The following is a 15,476-nucleotide window of genomic DNA, read 5'->3' on the forward strand; positions in this document are numbered from 1 at the left end:
CGCGCTCAGGCCGCGAGCAGCGTTCCGACGGTCGCCATCGCGACCCACAGACCGTTGTAGACGACGTGAACGAGCACCGCCGGCCAGAGCCGCCCCGTCAGCAGGACGAGCAGGCTCGCGACGAGACCGACGAGTGCGAGCGAGACGACCGCGTCCCAGGAAAGGGGGGCGAGCAGGGCGTGCGCGACGACGAACAACCCTGTCGACACGATCGCCGAGGCGAACATCGCGACCTCGCGCCCGGCCAGCCGTCGCACCGCCGTGTAGACCGCGACGAGAACGAGCCCGCGGAAGAAGAACTCCTCGACGACGGGAGAGATCACGACGTCCGCGAGCAGGTCGTCGAAGAACCACGACGACGGGAGCGAGCCGCCCAGGCTCGGGTAGCTCGGCCAGCCGCCGTCGCCGCCGGCGCGCATCTGCACCCAGCCCTGGGCCAGGCGCAGCATCCCTCCCAGCACGAGGCCGAACAGCAGGTCGACCGGGCGGAACCGCAGCAGCCCGCGGGGCACCGATCGAGCGAAGGCCGCCACGACCACCGCTGCGAACGCGACCCAGAGCACGATCTGGGCGATGAGCGCGGCCGAGGCCCCGCCCATCGTCGCTGTCACCCCGGTCGCCCCGAGCACGCCGATGCCGAGGGCGAGCACTGCCCAACCGACGAATTCCCACCCCCAGCGATGGACGGACGTGCCGCCCTCGCGCCAGGTGCGCCGCGGCCTGGTCGCGTCGTCGCCACGGCGTCGGCGTCCGCGCGATCGCTCGTCGGATCGCTCCGACTCGGCGTCGACATCGTCGAGCGGCTCGTCGATGACGATCCCCGATGCCGGGGTGCTGCTCGGCGCATCACTAGACTCGCTCATCAGCGCCCACGTTACCGCTCTGCCACCCCGAGCACCGGTCCTGGGCCCACGTACATTCGCGCGCGCCGGGGGGTCGTCATGCTGGATCTGGATCTGAGTTCGTTGTTCCGAGGTGGGGGAAACGCCGAGGTGAGCCCGACCATCGAGATACTCACCGTCTGCACCGGCAACATCTGCCGTTCGCCGCTCGCGGAGCAGATCCTGCGCGCGGCGCTCACCCCGCTCGACGTGGAGGTCTCCAGCGCCGGCACCCACGCACTCGTCGACAAGCCCATGACCCGCGAGTCGGCGAAGCTCGCCGCAGCCTTCGGGGTGCCCACCGCCGATTCGAAGGCGCATCGCGCCCGCTGGCTGACCGAGCTGCACCTCACCGGGCCGGATCTCGTCCTGGCCATGAGCCGCGAGCACCGCTCGCACGTCGTCGCACTGGCGCCGGCTCGCGTGCGATCGGCCTTCACGGTGCGCGAGTTCGAGCGTCTCGCGAAGAAGGTGGGCGACGCCGAGATCCGCGACGAGGTCGAGGCCGCCGGAGCCGATCCCCACGCCCGGGTGCGCGCCGCGCTCGCTCTGCTGCGCGCGCACCGCGACGACGTCGACGCTCCGGTCGACCCCGCCGACGACGACGTGGTCGACCCGTACCGCCGCTCGTGGGACGTCTACCAGCAGTCCGCGACCGAACTCGCCCCCGGCCTGGCCGAGGTCGCCCGCGTGCTGCGCATCGCCCTCGCCTGAGGCCCGCCGCGAGCGCGGCTCAGTAGCGCGGGAGGCACAGCCGGAACGACGCGCCCTCGTCGACGTCTTCGGCGGTCAGCGTGCCGCCGTGCGCCGCGACGATCGGGCGGCTCACGGCGAGCCCGAGACCCGTGCCCGCGACGGCACCCCGCTGCGCGTTGCCGCCGCGGTAGAAGCGGTCGAAGATGCGCTCGAGGTCTTCGCGGTCGATGCGCGAGCCGGAATTGCTCACGTCCAGCCACACGAACGCGTCGTCCTCGCCGCTCGTGATCGAGATGCGGCCGCCCGGGCGGGAGAACTTCACGGCGTTGCCGAGCAGGTTGAGCAGCACCTCCGCGATGCTGCGGGGATCGGCCAGCACCCAGAGCTCGGGCGCGACGTCGAGGATCACCTCCCGATCCGTGAAACCCGGGGCGGCGTCCATCACCTCGAGCGCGTCATCGACGACGCGGCCGAGCAGGAGGCGCTCGCGCACCAGAGGAACCTCGCCGTGCAGGTCGTCCAGGAACGAGGCGGAGAGCGACAGCAGGTGCTCGGCGTTGCGCGAGATGATCTCGACACGGGCGGATGCTGCGACGCCCAGGTCGTCGGCGAGCAGCAGCTCGCTGTAGCCGACGATCGACGTCAGCGGGGTGCGCAGCTCATGGGCGAGCGTCGCGAGGGCGTCTTCACGGGCACGGTTCGAGCGCAGGATCTCGGTGACGTCCTGCACGACCAGGATCGCCCCGGCCGCTCTCCCGTCGGCGCGTTCGATGGACCGGCCGTTGGCGACGAGCGCGCGCTGCCCGCCGCGGGGGCCGACCCAGTAGAGGAAGTCGGCGAAGCTCTCGCCGCGCGTCATTCTCGCCAGCGGTTGGTCGTCGGGTGGCAGCGGCGTGACTTGATCGGCGGCGTAGACGCGTGATCCGGCGACGTCGCCCGCGCCGTGCCGCGCGAGCTCGCCGAAGCCGATGATCGCGTTGTTGTACAGCACCACCTTGCCCCGCTCATCGAGATACAGAAGCCCGGCGTCGACGCGCTCGAAGAACGACCGCAGGGCGGCGCTCGCACGCTCGGCGTCGACGACGGCGGCTTCGTTCGCGGCGTGGGCGGCCCGTCCGGCGGTGACGGTCACGGTCGCCGCCCAGACGATCACCGCGACGACGATGAAGACGATGGAGGCCGAGGCCCATTGCGCCGCGTGCTGCTCGACGGGCGTCGCCAGCACCGTGACGGCGGAGGCCACCAGGGCCCCGGCGATACCGACGACGGCGCCGCCTGCCCCGAACGACACACCCAGCCAGACGGCGGGGAACGCCACGAGCACACCGACGGAGTCGATCGCGCCCGACAGCGCGGCGGCCAGGACAGCAACGCCGACGATGTCGAGGAGGGGCATCGTCGCCTGCGCGATGGTCGGCAGCCGACGCCAAGGGATCAACAGCGAGGCGACCACGACGGTCAGGATGATCGCGGTGCCGGTCGCCAGCAACCCGGGGCGAGCGACGTCGACGCCCAGGACCAGCAAGAGCGCGAGGAGCAGCATCGTCGACGCGGCCACCGGAAATTGCATTCGCAGGAACCGTGTCCAGTGCTCTTTCGTTGCCGCGTCGCCTATCTCGTCCGCCATGGTGCTTCCCCCCGGAGCCGCGCGAATCCACGATCGCCCCGGCACGGGCACTCCCGCACACTATCGGACCGACCGACTCCCCCGGAAACAGCGAAACGCCCCGGCCATCGGCGCGGGGCGTTTCGGTGAGAGACGAGCTTTACTTGAAAGCATCCTTGACGTTCTCGCCGGCCTGCTTGACGTTGGCGGACGTCTGGTCGCCCTTGCCCTCGGCCTCGAGGCGCTCGTTGTCGGACGCCTTGCCGGTCGCTTCCTTCGCCTTGCCGGCGATGTCCTGGGCGGCGTTCTTGATCTTGTCGTCGAGTCCCATGTGGGCTCCCTCCGTCTTCGATCCGGGTGTCTCCCGAAAGGTGATTCCACCGTACGTGGAGCGGCCTCAGCGCGAGGGATGCTGGCGAAGCGCGCGGTTTTGAGGTAGTGCGCGCCCCTGCCCCGAGGCGCGGGCTTTCGGCCCGCGCGCGGGCATGACCGCGCCCTATGCCCGCGCCTGGGCCGACAGCCCGCGTCTCGCCGCACGCTCGAATGCCCCGACCGCGGGGTCGGGGCATTCGAGGGAACGCTGGCTTACTTGAAGGTGTCCTTGACGTCTTCGCCGGCCTTCTTCGCGTCGGCCTTCACCTGGTCGGCCTTGCCCTCGGCCTCGAGGCGCTCGTTGTTGGTCGCCTTACCGATGGTTTCCTTCGCCTTGCCGGCGATGTCTTCCGCGGCGTTCTTGATCTTGTCGTCGAGTCCCATGTCGGGCTCCTCTCTTCTGGTGATCCCGGTTTCCCGGTTGTGGCCCGGTTCCCCCGGGTGGTGGTCCCGGTGGTCCGGGGTGGTGGGTCAGGCCAACTCTCGGTGCTCCGTCGCGAGGCGCGCTCGGAGTCCCGTTCGAATCGACACGTAGGTGGGTATGTCCTCGCCGGTGAGCACGGCGAGGTTGGAGGCGAGTCGGTCGACCTCCACGGCGATCGCTCGCGGCGACGTGTTGCGCTGCGGAGTGACCGAGATGTGCAGCACCGTCTCCTTCTTCACCTCGGCGGCGGTGACCTTCGCGCTGACCACATCGCTGCGCGAGGCGAGCGAGTGGGTCAGCGCGTCGGAGGCGAACGAGTCCTTCACCAGGACGCGGCCGAGGGTGTTCTCGTCCATCGACGACTGCAGCACTGACCGGCTGCGTCCGCCGCCGAGGCGGGAGAGCACGACGATCAGCAACACGATGACGATGACGACGGCCGCGAGGGCTCCGACCGTGACCCACGAGACATCGCCGGTGCCGAGGGGACTCGCCTGTGCGGCGGCCACGAGCCCCGACTCGACCTGCTCGGCGGTGCTGCGCCACACGTCGCCCACCACCGGTGTCGCGGCAGCGGCGACCATCGCGGCGCCGACGGCGAGGAAGACGAGTCCGATCAGGAAGAGCAGAATGCGGTTGAGCGCACGATTCGTCTGGTTCATCGGCTGAACTCCTGCTCCTTGGGTGCGGCGATCTTCACGACGGTCTTCACCGGGGGCGTCAAGCGGTACCCCGCCATCTCCTCGTCGGCGATGAGTCGAACGCGGGCGGCGTCGATCGGCAGGCCGGCGTCGGGGGTGACGACGACGTCGACGACGCGGTGGGCAACGCCGACCGTGATGCGGTCGCGCGGGATGCCCGCTTCGTCGCTGATGCGCTGGGCGAGAGAGGCCGCGAGCACGCCGTTGTCGACGATGACGGCGCGGTCTCCGATGTCCATGCGGTGCTTCGAGAGCCGCCCCGGGGTCAGGGACAGCACGAGGAACACGAGTCCGACGACGGAGACGATCAGTCCGATGCCGATCACGGTGCCCGACGGCTGGAGGCCGGGCACCTCGGTCAGCTGCGCGAGCGCATCGGCCGGCGCGATCAGCAGCGCGGGCTGCGACAGGAGGTCGAGCACGATCTCGAGGCCGACGTAGATCAGCGCGAGGATCACGAGCACCACGGCGACGGCCATGGCGACCGTGCGCGGCGAGTGCGTCTCGCGTCGGGCGACGCGAGCGAGGACGCGATCGCTCATCGGACTCTCCTTCTGGTGGGGATGACCGCCCCGGTGACGGTGACGTCGACGCGGGTCACGGCGCGACCGGTGAGGTCGGCGACGGTGCGGCGGAGGTTCTGCTGGATGCTGCGGATGCGCTCCATCACGGTCGCACCCGCGTGCACGGATTCGGTGTCATCGAGGTCGGGGATCGGAAGCGGAGCGGACACCCGCAGGGCAAGGCCACCCGCAGCCGATCCGATCTCGACGGATACCTGGTCGCGGCCGACCCCGAACGCCAGCGCACTGGCCTGCTCGGTGACGGCGCGCAGCGCCCGGTCGGCAACGGTGATGCGGCCGGGCAGCGCCGTCGAGGCGGCGGCCGAAGCATCCGTCTCGCCCTGTCCCGCGGCGGCGGATCCGATGCCGCCGCGGGACACCGTTGCGATGCTCATGACGTCCGTCGTCCGGAGAAGGCGTTCGCCAATCCGCGTACGTCGAGCTTGCCCGAGGCGACGCGTCCGAGGAGTGCGCCGATGCCCATGAACAGGGCGACGAGCAGGAATCCCCAGAACCCGAACACGAGGGCGGCGAAGGCGAGCACGGCGCCGATCAGGGCGCCGGAGATCGTGGCGCTCATGCGACGCGCGACTCGTTCTGGTCGTCGTCGTCGTTGTCGTCACCGGGGAGGTGCACGTCGTTGACGTCGACGTTCACTTCGACGACCTCGAGACCGGCGAGGCGCGTGATGGCGGAGGCGACGGCGGTGCGCACGTTCGCGGCGACCTGGTGGATCGGCTGCGGGTACTCCACGACGATGGTGAGGTCTGCGGCGGCCTGGGTCTCGCCGACCTCGACCTTGACGCCCTGCGTGAGGTCGGTCTGGTTGATGGCGTCGCGGATGGCGCCGAAGGCGCGGGCTCCGCCGCCGCCGAGGGCGAACACTCCGGGAACCTCGCGCGCAGCGATGCCGGCGATCTTCGCCACGACGCTCTCGGCGATGCGGGTGGTGCCGCCCGATTCGCTCGTGGCCTCGCCCGGGGTGGTGCCGACGCGGTCGACGCGGCTCACCGTGGCGGGGGTGACGGGGGTGGTGTTCTTCTCTTCAGTAGCCATGCGATTTTCTCCTAGCTGTTTCGAGTAATGGACGCAACCACTGCCAGCCGACTTCGCTGCGCGTTAGCGTCGCTCGTGAATAGGAGGCACGGCGGTCCTCATTCGTCACAAAAAAGTTCGGCGGAGTTTTCATGGCACCACGTTCGGGGGGTTCGGCCTCCTCGCTGAGCGGGTTGTCCGACCGCATCCTGGTCGAACGTGCCAGCGACGGCGACGAGCTGGCGTTCGGTGAGATCGTGCGTCGGCACAGCGGGATCATGCGTGCCTACACCTCCCGCATCGTGGGCTCGCTGTCGGAGGCCGACGACGTCGTGCAAGAGGCGTTCTCGACCGCCTGGAAGCAGCTGCCGACGCTGCGCGACGGCTCGGCCGTCAAGGCGTGGCTGATGAAGATCGCCAGCCGGGAGGCGTTCGCGCTGATCCGCCGCAGGGGAACGGATGCTGCGCTCGACGACGGGATCGACGTGCCCACCCGGGAGTCGACGAACCCCGAGGCCATCGCGGTGCACAACGCTAGACTCGCGGCACTCTCGAAAGCGCTCGCGACTCTTCCGGAGGCCCAACGCACCTCCTGGCTGCTGAGAGAGGTCGGGGGTTTCAGCTACGACGAGATCGCTGAACAGACGTCTCTTCCTGTCAGCACCGTTCGCGGAAGCCTGTCCCGTGCGCGGGCGAGCATCATGATCCAGATGGAGGGATGGCGATGAACGAAGCCCACCCCGTCGCGCTGGAATGCGGCAAGACCGTCGATGAGTTGAGCGACTATCTCGCCGCGGACCGACTGCCCTACGACCCCGACATCGAGAACTGCCCGGAGTGCTTGAACGCGCTCGACGCCCTGGAGCGGGTCGGCATGCTCTCGCGCAGCCTTCTCGAGCGCGAGGCGAGCGAACTCCCCCCTCCCCCGGCGAACTGGTTCGACCGGATCATGGACGTCGTGCGCTCGGAGATGCGCGTCGGTCGAAGCCTTCCCGTGCAGCATCCCGACCCCCGGGTGCAGATCACGATCACCGAGGGCGCCGTGCGCGCGCTGGTGCGATCGGTCGGAGACGAGATCGAGGGCCTGTACATCGGACGCGTCGACCTCGACGGCGACGCCGAGGTGCCCGGTGCCCCCGTCGAGGTGAACATCACGGGAACGATCGGGTGGGATCGGTCGGTGCTCGACGCGACCTCGCTGCTGCGCGCCGCCGTGTACGACGCGCTCGCGCAGCACACCGACCTGAACGTCGTCGCGGTGAACGTGACGATCGAAGACGTGCACGGCTTCGCGAACACGGAGGACGAGTCATGAGCGCGCTCGAGAGCAACCGGATCACCGAGGTCATCCTCGGCGTCGAAGGAGTGGTCGACGCGTTCCCGCCGCCCTCGATTCCCCGCTTGATCGCCGCGGCGACGGGCGATGTGGAACGGGCCATCGTTGCGACGAACGACGGACTCCGCGTCGACGCGCGCATCGCGACGAAGCTCGACGCCCGCAGCGCCGACAGTGCGCGCGCGGTGGCCGACGCGCTGCTCGCCGCGCACCCGGCGCCCGACGGGGAGATCCGCATCCAGATCGCGCGCATCCGCTGAGCCCCCGCTCCGTGACGGACAAAGCGCCCCGTCACCGAATGGAAACACCCGGTGTGGCAGGATGATCCCGTACTGAACCCCGGAAAGGTGCCATGGAGCTCAGCGACTACATTCGCATCCTGCGTAAGAACTGGCTCGTGATCGTGGTCACCACCCTGGTGGGCGTCGCGGTTGCTGCCGGATTCTCTCTTACGCGCACGCCCCAGTTCGAGGCGACGAGCGGCGTGTTCGTCTCGACCGAGGGCGGATCGACGATCACCGAGCTGCAGCAGGGCTCCAACTTCACCCAGGCGCGCATCGCGACCTACGTCGAGCTGGTGGAAGAGCCGTTCGTGCTCAACCCCGTCATCACCGAGCTGGGCCTCAACATGAACGCCGACGGGCTCGCCGGCCGCGTCACCGCGTCTTCCGGGCTCGATTCGACGATCGTGCAGATCACGGTGACCGACGCCGACCCGGCCAGGGCGGCCCTCATCGCGAACGCCCTCGGAGCGAGCCTGGCGAACGCCGTCGAGACGCTCGAGACCCGCGACGGGCAGGAGGTGAGCCCGGTCAAGCTCACCCGCGTGCGCGACGCGCAGGCCCCGCGCACCCCGGTCAGCCCGAACGTGCCGCTGAACCTCGCGCTCGGCGGTCTCGTCGGCCTCGCGCTCGGCGTCGGCATCGCGGTGCTCCGCGCCGTGCTCGACAACAAGGTGCGCAACCCCCGCGACATCGAGAACCTCACCGATCGGCCGCTCATCGGCGCGATCCCCTTCGACCCCAAGGCGAAGGAACGGCCCCTCATCCTCGAGGCCGACCCGCACAACCAGCGGTCGGAAGCCTTCCGTGCGCTGCGCACCAACCTGCAATTCCTCGAGATGGACGGCGGCAACATCTTCGTCGTCACCTCCAGCCTCCCCAGCGAGGGCAAGTCGACCACCACCATCAACCTCGCCGTCGCCCTCGCCGACGCCGGCAAGCGCGTGGCGCTGCTCGACACCGACCTGCGCAAGCCGAAGATCGCCGAGTACCTCAACATCGAGGGTGGCGCGGGCCTCACCGACGTGCTGATCGGCCGCGCACGCGTCGCCGACGTGATGCTCCCCTGGGGCAAGCGTCCGCTCTACGTGCTGCCGGCCGGCAAGGTGCCGCCGAACCCGAGCGAGCTGCTGGGCTCGAAGCAGATGGGTCAGCTGCTCGAGGCCCTCGGCAACGAGTTCGACGTCGTCCTCTGCGACGCGCCGCCGCTGCTTCCGGTGACGGATGCTGCGGTCCTGTCGAAGTTCACCGCCGGGGCCCTCCTCATCGTCGCGGCGGGCAAGACCACGACCCACCAGCTCAGCGGTGCGCTCGACGCGCTCGAAACGGTCGGATCGAAGGTCGGCGGCGTCGTGCTGACGATGCTCCCCACGCGCGGCCCCGATTCCTACGGCTATGGCTACGGGTACGGCTACGGCGGATACGGCTCCTACGGCACCTACGGCGCCCCCGCCGAGAAGCCCACCCGGCGCGGTCGCAAGACCGCGGCGGCAGAGTCGTCCGACGACCAGCTGCTGCCCTGACGCGGAGCACGATGGCCCGCAGACGACGGCTCGACCCCGTCCCCGCAAAATGGATCGCGGGGACGTTGGTCGCCCTGCTGATCGTGGCGACGATCGTGCTGGTGGTTCTCGCCCTGCGGAGCGTGCAACCGACAACGGCCACCGACGCGCCCCCGACCGATCAGGACTACTCCTTCGAGGTCGACCCGACCACTTCGGCGAGCCCGACCGCGGCGGCCCCGTCGCCGTCGCCGTCGTCGTCTGCGAGCGCCGCCTACCCCGCAGCCGAGGCGCGGTTCTTCGCCGTCGGCTCGGAGGGGTGGTGGCGCGCCACCGCCGGTGACTGCGGCACCACCGCCCCGCTCGTCGAGCACTCCGCCGACGGGGGCCGCACGTGGCAGGACGTCACCCCCGCCTACCGCGGGATCGGTCAGGTCGCCTCGCTCGACGTCTTCGCGGGTTCGGAGGCCGAGATGGTCGCCGCCATGGGCGCCACCTGCGAGGTGCAGGCCCTCCGCACCTTCACGCAGGGCGAGTTCTGGCAGCCCTACCCCGAGGTGCTCGCCGCATCGCGCTACCTCGACCTCGCCGATCGGGCCGTCGTCGTGCTTCCCGGCGACGATGTCGCTGCCCCGTGCGCCGAGCCGCGGTCGTTCCGCGCCGCCGGCGACGTGGTCGCGGTGGAGTGCGCCGGCACCGTGTCGGTTCTCGGCTCCGACCGCGCGTGGCAGGCGCTCGGGGCGACGGACGCTGTCGCGCTGTCGATCGACGGCGGCACCGTGGTGACGGCCTCCCCCGCCGACGACTGCGCCGGCGTCGCCGTGACGCGGTGGTCGGGCGCCGGGTTCGACACCGCCACCCCGCTCGGCTGCGCCCCCGCGGCCGACCCCGCCGGCCCGCTCGCTCTCGCCGTGTCCGGCGGACGCGCCCTCGTCTGGTCGGGCGACGCGGTCGTCACCGCCGAGTAGATCCCCCGCTCCGCGCGGCGCACCGCCCGCGACACCGCTGTCACTCTCGTCAGGATGGAACCGGCCCGTCCATAGGGACCGCCGATAGAGTCACGGCGGCAGGAACGGTGACGAAAGGAATGTCGGATGCTGCGCACGCCGACGATGAATGCGAATCAGGCCGGAGTGCTCGTGCTCCGATGGTGCCGAGCGCGACCCGTGACGTTGCTGATCACGGCGGCGATCGTGGTGCTCAGTCTCACCGGTTTCATCCTGACCCCGTCGGGGTGGGGGTGGCAGGTCCTCAACGCGGAGGAACCCGGGGTCGTCTTCCAGCGCCACTGGTGGGGAACCGTGACATCGCTGTTCGCCGTCGCCGACATCGCCGCGCTGATCGCGATCGTCCCGGTGCTCCTGATCGTGCTGGGTGCCGCAGAGAAGACGATGGGAAGCATCCGCACTCTCGTCGCCTACGTCGTGGGCGGGGTGGCCGCGTCGTTCCTGGGGTTGGGGGTCGGCGTCGTCGAAGACCGGTACCTCGGCTTCCTCCCGTTGAACACCCCCGCCGTCGACACCCTCTCGCCCCTGGCCGCGGTGATCTGCACGGCGATGGCGGCGAGTTCGTTCGCCGGTGCCCTGTGGCGGCGGCGCACGCGCCTGCTGGCCTCGCTCACGGCGGTCACGCTGTTCCTCTACGAGGGTGCCGCGAACGACCTGTTCTCGATCCTCGCCCTGCCCATCGGACTCGGGCTCGGCTTCGCCCTCGGCGGGCGCCGGTCCGGCTTCCGGATCGTGCGGAGTTCGCACCACGAGACGCGGGTGCTGTTGGCGGCGCTGACGTTCGTGACCTCCGTCGGCCCGGTGATCGCCACGTTCTCTGAGACCGGCGCCGGCCTGCTGTCGATCTACGGCTTCCTCTCCGACGACCCGGTGACCCTCATCGACGGTCAGACGTGCGCCTACGGGTCGACGGCCGCGCCGTGCCCTGACACGTACGACGTGTTCCGCGAGCTGCAACCCGCGTCGGGGTTCATCGCGCTCCTGCCGATCCTCGTCGCCGTGCTGGCTGCCTGGGGCATCCTGAAGGGGCGCCGTGCCGCGCTCTGGATCGCGGTGGTGTTCAACGGCATCGTGTTCGCGGGCATGCTCTACGTCTTCTCGGTCATCCAGCCCGAGACGGTGGCGGCGATCGCGCAACTGCGCGACACCGAATCGCAGCAGTACGTGGCGCAGACGCTCTCGAGCAGCCTCATCGGTGCGCTCGTGCCGTTGATCGTGGCGATCGTGCTCGTCGTGTTCCGCCGCGACGTGCGCGCGTCGTCGACTCCCGCAGCACTGCGCACTTTCGGTGTCACCGTCGGTGTCGCGGCCGCCGCCAACCTGCTGCTGGCGTTCGTGGGCGGCCTGGCCGCTGCCGACGGGTACACGCCGAACCTCGACGTCGGCAAGGTGCTCGTGGGGCTGCCGCTGCGGCTGCTGCCGCCGACGCTGCTGCCCTCCGACATCCTCACGTTCGTGCCCTCGAGCGGGTGGGCGCAAGCTTTCTGGTACCTCCCGCCGTTGCTGTTCTGGCTGGCGGCGGCCATCGCGACAGCGCGGCTCGTGCTCGATCCGGGTACGGTCAGCGGCGCGTCCGATCGCTCGCGCGCCCGCCTGACGCTGGAACGAGGAGGCGGCGACACCCTGTCGTTCATGACCACGTGGGAGGGGAACGCCTACTGGTTCTCGCCCGACGTCGATGCGGCGATCGCCTACCGGGTGCACGGCTCGGTGGCGCTGACCCTCGGCGGGGCGTTCGGCCCCGATGCGCGCCGGCCCGAGGTGGTGACCGGGTTCGTGGAGTTCTGCGGCGACAACGGGTGGACGCCCGTCTTCTACAGCGTCGAGGAGGGCGACGACTCGCCCTACGCCCACCTCGGATGGCAGCGCATGCCGGTCGCCGAAGAGGCGCTGCTCGACCCGGCGACCTGGAACACCGCGGGCAAGAAGCGGCAAGACATCCGCACCGCCACGAACCGCGCCGCCCGTGAGGGCGTCACCGCGACCTGGACGAGCTGGCACGACCTGACGATCGCCGAGCACGCCCAGATCCGCGAGATCTCGGAGGCCTGGGTCGCCGACAAGAGCCTCCCCGAGATGGAGTTCACCCTCGGCGGGGTCGACCAGCTCAACGATCCCGCGGTGCGGCTGATGCTCGCCCGGAACGAAGAGGGCCGCATCCAGGCGGTCACGAGCTGGCTGCCCCTGTTCGACGGGGGTGCGGTCCGCGGCTACACCTTGGACTTCATGCGCCGGCGCGCCGACTCGATGAACGGCATCATGGAGTTCGTCATCGGCGCGGCCGCCGACCACATGAAGGCGGAGGGCCTCGAACGGCTCAGCCTCTCGGGGTCGCCGCTGGCATCGCGACCGGGAGACGACGGCGAGCGCGCGGCCATCACGCGGGTGCTCGACCGGTTCGGCGAGCTGCTCGAGCCCGCCTACGGCTTCCGCTCACTGCTGAACTTCAAGCGAAAGTTCCAGCCCGAGTTCGTCACGCTCTGGGCGGTGTACCCCGAGGCCACCGTTCTTCCCGCGCTCGCGGTGGCCCTCGCCCGCTCCTATCTGCCGCACCTCACGCTCGCGCAGGCAGCACGCATGGCCGGCACGCTGCGCGAGCCTCGCGAGCCCGTCTCCGCGAAATAGCCGCCGGTCCCTGAGCCCGTCGAAGGTCCCTGAGCCTGTCGAAGGGCCGACCACCTACCGGTTCAGGCCCCAGTGGTCGGCGATGAGCGGGAGCCCGACCGAGAACACGTAGCTCCACGCCGCCGCGTCGTGGGCGTTGCCCTCCGACTCGACGTACGTCGCCGTCATCCCCGCGGCCTGCGCGTCGGCGTACAGGGCCTTCACCCCGGGGAGGAACGTCGAGTCGGCGCTGCCCACGCCGAACACGGCGAACATGTCGGTGTACGGCGCCTTCGACGCCATGATCGCGGCGGGGTAGGCGGCGGCGTACCTCGCCGCGTCGCCCCCGAAGCCCTTCTCGATGGTCGTGGCGGGGTCGCCCAACGTGGGAAACTCCTCGCCCGAGGCGTCGAGGATCGCGCTGAAGAGCTCCGGATGCTGCGCGCCGAGCTGAATCGAACAGGTGCCGCCCTGTGACAGTCCCCCCACGCCCCACCCGTCGGGCGAGGGGAGTACGGGCAGGTGCGCGGTGATCCAGTTCGGCACGTCGACGGTGATGTACGTCGCCGAGTTGCCGAGCGGCGAGTCGACGCACATCGGATTCGCGTCGGGGTTGCCCAGCTGATCGGGTGAGACGACGATCGGGGCGAGCCCCTGGTGCGCCGCGGCGTAGGCGTCGAGCGTCTCGCGCAGGCGCCCGACGGTGAACACCTCGTCGGTCGAGCCCGGCTGCCCCGACATCATGATGAGCACCGGCAGCAGGGGCGCGTTCTCGGTCAACGCGGCGGGCGGCAGGTAGACGGTCGCGTCGCGCGCGGCGAAGCCCGACGCGGTCGCGGGGATGACCACCGACGCCATGCTCCCCTGGGCGGGCATGCCGGCCGGGGCGGTCCATTCGGCGATGGTCGGGCGATTGGCCGATCCGATGTGAAGATCGGGCAGCACGTCCCCGGCGTAGGCGCTCAGTCCGAGAGCGCTGCGGATCGTCGGGTATTTTCCGAACGCGATGTTGACCCCCATTCCCGCGGTGGCGACGAACAGCACGACAGCCAGCGGCACGGCCACGACCCGTTTCCAGCTCGCGCGCCAGAGCGAGGCGAGGGCGACGGCGGTCCCGGCGAAGGCCAGCGCGATCCATGAGCGCGACGCGAAGGTGAGATCGACGCCGAAAGCGTTCATCTGATCCGCGATCAGCCAGGTCAGCGCGGCGCCGATGAGGCCTCCGGCGAGGGCCGACCCGACGGCGGTCACGACCCAGGTGCCGCGTCTCCATCTCCTGCTCGGACGCACGAGCACGAAGAGAGCGGCGACGATGCCTGCGACGACGATGACGGCGATGACAGCCGGTCCGGAAAGGATGCCGATGTCGAGCAGTGCGTTCACGCGTACCTCGGTTCAGACGGATCTTCTAGCATGCTCTCCTCGGCTATGAGGTCGCTGCAACGCCGGCGTGGGCGTGTCGTCGATGCACGCTCCCGCCGCGCGCACCGTCGCGAGCGGAGGAGATCTCACGGGCGGAGGTGGGATCGCCGGCTCTCCGTCCTCCGCTCGCGAGATCTCCTCCGCCGGTGAGGCACACACGGCGGCGAAGGAGCGACTCAGCGGTTGAGGAAGCTCAAGAGCGCGGTGTTGAACTGCTCGGCGTGGCTGACGTTGAGGCCGTGGGGCGCGCCCTCGACGACCACGAGCTCGCTGCCGACGATCGCCTCGTGGGTGCGCTTCCCCGAGCCCTCGAAGGGTACGGTGCCGTCGCTGTCGCCGTGGATGATGAGCGCCGGCACGGTGACGTGGGGCAGATCGTCGCGGAAGTCGGTGGTGGCGAACGCTTCCATCGACTTCAGCGCCGCGTGGTGGTCGGCCTGGTTGGCGAGCCGCTCGGCGTCCGCCTGCTGCGCGTCGCTCACCCTCAGCGTGCCGTCGACCGAGAAGAAGGCGGTCGTGAACTGGTGGTAGAAGCTCTTCTCATCGTCGCGCAGCCCCTTCTCCATGCCGGCGGCGGTCTCGTCGTCGAGAGGGCCCTCGGGGTTGTCGGCGCTCTTCTTCAGGTACGGCGGCACGGCGGCGGCGAACACCACGCTCTTCACGCGATCGGTGCCGTGCTTCGTGACGTAGCGGGCGACTTCGCCCCCGCCCATCGAGAAGCCCACGAGCGTGACGTCGCGCAGGTCGAGGGCTGCCAGGACGGCCGCGAGGTCGTCGGCGAACGTGTCGTAGTCGTAGCCGGTGCGGGGCTTGTCGCTGCGCCCGAACCCGCGGCGGTCGTAGGTGATGACGCGGTAGCCGGCCTTCTCGAGGGCCGGAATCTGCTCCGACCACGACTCACCCGAGAGGGGCCAGCCGTGGATCAGCACGACCGGGCGACCCGATCCGCCGGTGTCGTCGACGTGCAGGTTGATGTCGGTCAGCAGTCCGTGGTGTGCGGTGATCTCTGTCATGCCCGACATGGTGCGCCGCGAACCTGGCCTCGA

At 70.2% G+C, this 15,476-nt stretch carries 18 protein-coding genes; 7 read left to right on the top strand and 11 right to left on the bottom strand.

Going from position 1 to position 15,476, the window contains the following annotated elements; genetic code table 11:
* Positions 1–5: 5 nt before the first annotated feature.
* Positions 6–863: a CPBP family intramembrane glutamic endopeptidase gene (locus tag ABTU82_RS04965; RefSeq protein ID WP_407172114.1), complete on the bottom strand. Its 858-nt coding sequence runs from the start codon at positions 861–863 to the stop codon at positions 6–8.
* A 78-nt stretch (positions 864–941) separates the two neighbouring features.
* Here ABTU82_RS04965 and ABTU82_RS04970 point away from each other — a divergent pair, with 78 nt between their 5' ends.
* Entirely contained in the window at positions 942–1,595 is a 654-nt protein-coding gene (locus tag ABTU82_RS04970; RefSeq protein ID WP_407172115.1) for an arsenate reductase/protein-tyrosine-phosphatase family protein, read from the top strand.
* A 19-nt stretch (positions 1,596–1,614) separates the two neighbouring features.
* Here the strand turns inward: ABTU82_RS04970 and ABTU82_RS04975 are convergent, their stop codons facing one another.
* The 8 genes from ABTU82_RS04975 to ABTU82_RS05010 form a co-directional block, all read right to left on the bottom strand.
* Entirely contained in the window at positions 1,615–3,204 is a 1,590-nt protein-coding gene (locus ABTU82_RS04975) for a sensor histidine kinase (RefSeq protein ID WP_407172117.1), read from the bottom strand.
* 139 nt (positions 3,205–3,343) lie between these two features.
* Positions 3,344–3,514, bottom strand: coding sequence for a CsbD family protein (locus ABTU82_RS04980; RefSeq protein ID WP_116648579.1), 171 nt, complete (start codon positions 3,512–3,514; stop codon positions 3,344–3,346).
* A 254-nt stretch (positions 3,515–3,768) separates the two neighbouring features.
* A complete protein-coding gene (locus tag ABTU82_RS04985) occupies positions 3,769–3,939 on the bottom strand; it encodes a CsbD family protein (RefSeq protein ID WP_407172119.1) in 171 nt (56 codons plus the stop codon).
* Positions 3,940–4,026: 87 nt separating this feature from the next.
* Complete coding sequence (locus tag ABTU82_RS04990; protein ID WP_407172121.1) at positions 4,027–4,641, bottom strand: hypothetical protein; 615 nt, start codon at positions 4,639–4,641, stop codon at positions 4,027–4,029.
* Positions 4,638–5,222, bottom strand: coding sequence for an Asp23/Gls24 family envelope stress response protein (locus ABTU82_RS04995; RefSeq protein WP_407172122.1), 585 nt, complete (start codon positions 5,220–5,222; stop codon positions 4,638–4,640). Before ABTU82_RS04995 ends, ABTU82_RS04990 begins: the two co-directional genes overlap by 4 nt.
* On the bottom strand, positions 5,219–5,638 hold the full coding sequence (locus ABTU82_RS05000; protein ID WP_407172124.1) for an NTP pyrophosphohydrolase: 420 nt from the start codon (positions 5,636–5,638) through the stop codon (positions 5,219–5,221). Before ABTU82_RS05000 ends, ABTU82_RS04995 begins: the two co-directional genes overlap by 4 nt.
* A complete protein-coding gene (locus ABTU82_RS05005; RefSeq protein WP_116648574.1) occupies positions 5,635–5,823 on the bottom strand; it encodes a DUF2273 domain-containing protein in 189 nt (62 codons plus the stop codon). Before ABTU82_RS05005 ends, ABTU82_RS05000 begins: the two co-directional genes overlap by 4 nt.
* Positions 5,820–6,299, bottom strand: a complete 480-nt coding sequence (locus ABTU82_RS05010) for an Asp23/Gls24 family envelope stress response protein (RefSeq protein WP_407172126.1) — start codon at positions 6,297–6,299, stop codon at positions 5,820–5,822. The genes ABTU82_RS05005 and ABTU82_RS05010 overlap by 4 nt, the downstream gene beginning before the upstream one ends.
* A 131-nt stretch (positions 6,300–6,430) precedes the next feature.
* On the opposite strand from ABTU82_RS05010, the gene ABTU82_RS05015 reads away from it, so the two are divergent.
* The 6 genes from ABTU82_RS05015 (at position 6,431) to ABTU82_RS05040 (ending at position 13,029) form a co-directional block, all read left to right on the top strand.
* The gene (locus ABTU82_RS05015; RefSeq protein WP_407172127.1) at positions 6,431–7,006 is read left to right on the top strand and encodes an RNA polymerase sigma factor; all 576 of its coding nucleotides are present in this window, start codon (positions 6,431–6,433) and stop codon (positions 7,004–7,006) included.
* Complete coding sequence (locus tag ABTU82_RS05020) at positions 7,003–7,593, top strand: Asp23/Gls24 family envelope stress response protein (protein ID WP_240606960.1); 591 nt, start codon at positions 7,003–7,005, stop codon at positions 7,591–7,593. Before ABTU82_RS05015 ends, ABTU82_RS05020 begins: the two co-directional genes overlap by 4 nt.
* Complete coding sequence (locus ABTU82_RS05025) at positions 7,590–7,874, top strand: hypothetical protein (protein ID WP_116648570.1); 285 nt, start codon at positions 7,590–7,592, stop codon at positions 7,872–7,874. The genes ABTU82_RS05020 and ABTU82_RS05025 overlap by 4 nt, the downstream gene beginning before the upstream one ends.
* A 92-nt stretch (positions 7,875–7,966) precedes the next feature.
* Positions 7,967–9,418: a tyrosine-protein kinase domain-containing protein gene (locus tag ABTU82_RS05030; protein WP_116648569.1), complete on the top strand. Its 1,452-nt coding sequence runs from the start codon at positions 7,967–7,969 to the stop codon at positions 9,416–9,418.
* Positions 9,419–9,429: 11 nt separating this feature from the next.
* Entirely contained in the window at positions 9,430–10,365 is a 936-nt protein-coding gene (locus ABTU82_RS05035; protein ID WP_407172129.1) for a hypothetical protein, read from the top strand.
* Between the two features lie 126 nt (positions 10,366–10,491).
* Positions 10,492–13,029: a phosphatidylglycerol lysyltransferase domain-containing protein gene (locus tag ABTU82_RS05040; protein ID WP_407172131.1), complete on the top strand. Its 2,538-nt coding sequence runs from the start codon at positions 10,492–10,494 to the stop codon at positions 13,027–13,029.
* Between the two features lie 54 nt (positions 13,030–13,083).
* Here ABTU82_RS05040 and ABTU82_RS05045 read toward each other — a convergent pair whose 3' ends face one another.
* Positions 13,084–14,391 (bottom strand): alpha/beta hydrolase, encoded by a 1,308-nt coding sequence (locus ABTU82_RS05045; protein ID WP_407172132.1) that lies wholly within the window; start codon positions 14,389–14,391, stop codon positions 13,084–13,086.
* A gap of 215 nt (positions 14,392–14,606) precedes the next feature.
* Positions 14,607–15,443 carry an alpha/beta fold hydrolase gene (locus ABTU82_RS05050; RefSeq protein ID WP_407172135.1) on the bottom strand — a complete coding sequence of 279 codons (837 nt, stop codon included), beginning with the start codon at positions 15,441–15,443 and terminating at the stop codon, positions 14,607–14,609.
* Positions 15,444–15,476 lie beyond the last annotated feature (33 nt).

The organism is Microbacterium deferens (assembly GCF_045517775.1).
GTDB lineage: Bacteria > Actinomycetota > Actinomycetes > Actinomycetales > Microbacteriaceae > Microbacterium.

What these genes read in the sequence shown, in the direction of transcription:
- ABTU82_RS05050 (WP_407172135.1), bottom strand. Translation starts at nt 15,443, where the DNA reads ATGACAGAGATCACCGCACACCACGGACTGCTGACCGACATCAACCTG.
- ABTU82_RS05020 (WP_240606960.1), top strand. Translation starts at nt 7,003, where the DNA reads ATGAACGAAGCCCACCCCGTCGCGCTGGAATGCGGCAAGACCGTCGAT.
- ABTU82_RS04995 (WP_407172122.1), bottom strand. Translation starts at nt 5,222, where the DNA reads ATGAGCGATCGCGTCCTCGCTCGCGTCGCCCGACGCGAGACGCACTCG.
- ABTU82_RS05035 (WP_407172129.1), top strand. Translation starts at nt 9,430, where the DNA reads ATGGCCCGCAGACGACGGCTCGACCCCGTCCCCGCAAAATGGATCGCG.
- ABTU82_RS05000 (WP_407172124.1), bottom strand. Translation starts at nt 5,638, where the DNA reads ATGAGCATCGCAACGGTGTCCCGCGGCGGCATCGGATCCGCCGCCGCG.
- ABTU82_RS04980 (WP_116648579.1), bottom strand. Translation starts at nt 3,514, where the DNA reads ATGGGACTCGACGACAAGATCAAGAACGCCGCCCAGGACATCGCCGGC.
- ABTU82_RS04970 (WP_407172115.1), top strand. Translation starts at nt 942, where the DNA reads ATGCTGGATCTGGATCTGAGTTCGTTGTTCCGAGGTGGGGGAAACGCC.
- ABTU82_RS04965 (WP_407172114.1), bottom strand. Translation starts at nt 863, where the DNA reads ATGAGCGAGTCTAGTGATGCGCCGAGCAGCACCCCGGCATCGGGGATC.
- ABTU82_RS05010 (WP_407172126.1), bottom strand. Translation starts at nt 6,299, where the DNA reads ATGGCTACTGAAGAGAAGAACACCACCCCCGTCACCCCCGCCACGGTG.
- ABTU82_RS05015 (WP_407172127.1), top strand. Translation starts at nt 6,431, where the DNA reads ATGGCACCACGTTCGGGGGGTTCGGCCTCCTCGCTGAGCGGGTTGTCC.
- ABTU82_RS04990 (WP_407172121.1), bottom strand. Translation starts at nt 4,641, where the DNA reads ATGAACCAGACGAATCGTGCGCTCAACCGCATTCTGCTCTTCCTGATC.
- ABTU82_RS05040 (WP_407172131.1), top strand. Translation starts at nt 10,492, where the DNA reads ATGCTGCGCACGCCGACGATGAATGCGAATCAGGCCGGAGTGCTCGTG.
- ABTU82_RS04985 (WP_407172119.1), bottom strand. Translation starts at nt 3,939, where the DNA reads ATGGGACTCGACGACAAGATCAAGAACGCCGCGGAAGACATCGCCGGC.
- ABTU82_RS05030 (WP_116648569.1), top strand. Translation starts at nt 7,967, where the DNA reads ATGGAGCTCAGCGACTACATTCGCATCCTGCGTAAGAACTGGCTCGTG.
- ABTU82_RS04975 (WP_407172117.1), bottom strand. Translation starts at nt 3,204, where the DNA reads ATGGCGGACGAGATAGGCGACGCGGCAACGAAAGAGCACTGGACACGG.
- ABTU82_RS05025 (WP_116648570.1), top strand. Translation starts at nt 7,590, where the DNA reads ATGAGCGCGCTCGAGAGCAACCGGATCACCGAGGTCATCCTCGGCGTC.
- ABTU82_RS05005 (WP_116648574.1), bottom strand. Translation starts at nt 5,823, where the DNA reads ATGAGCGCCACGATCTCCGGCGCCCTGATCGGCGCCGTGCTCGCCTTC.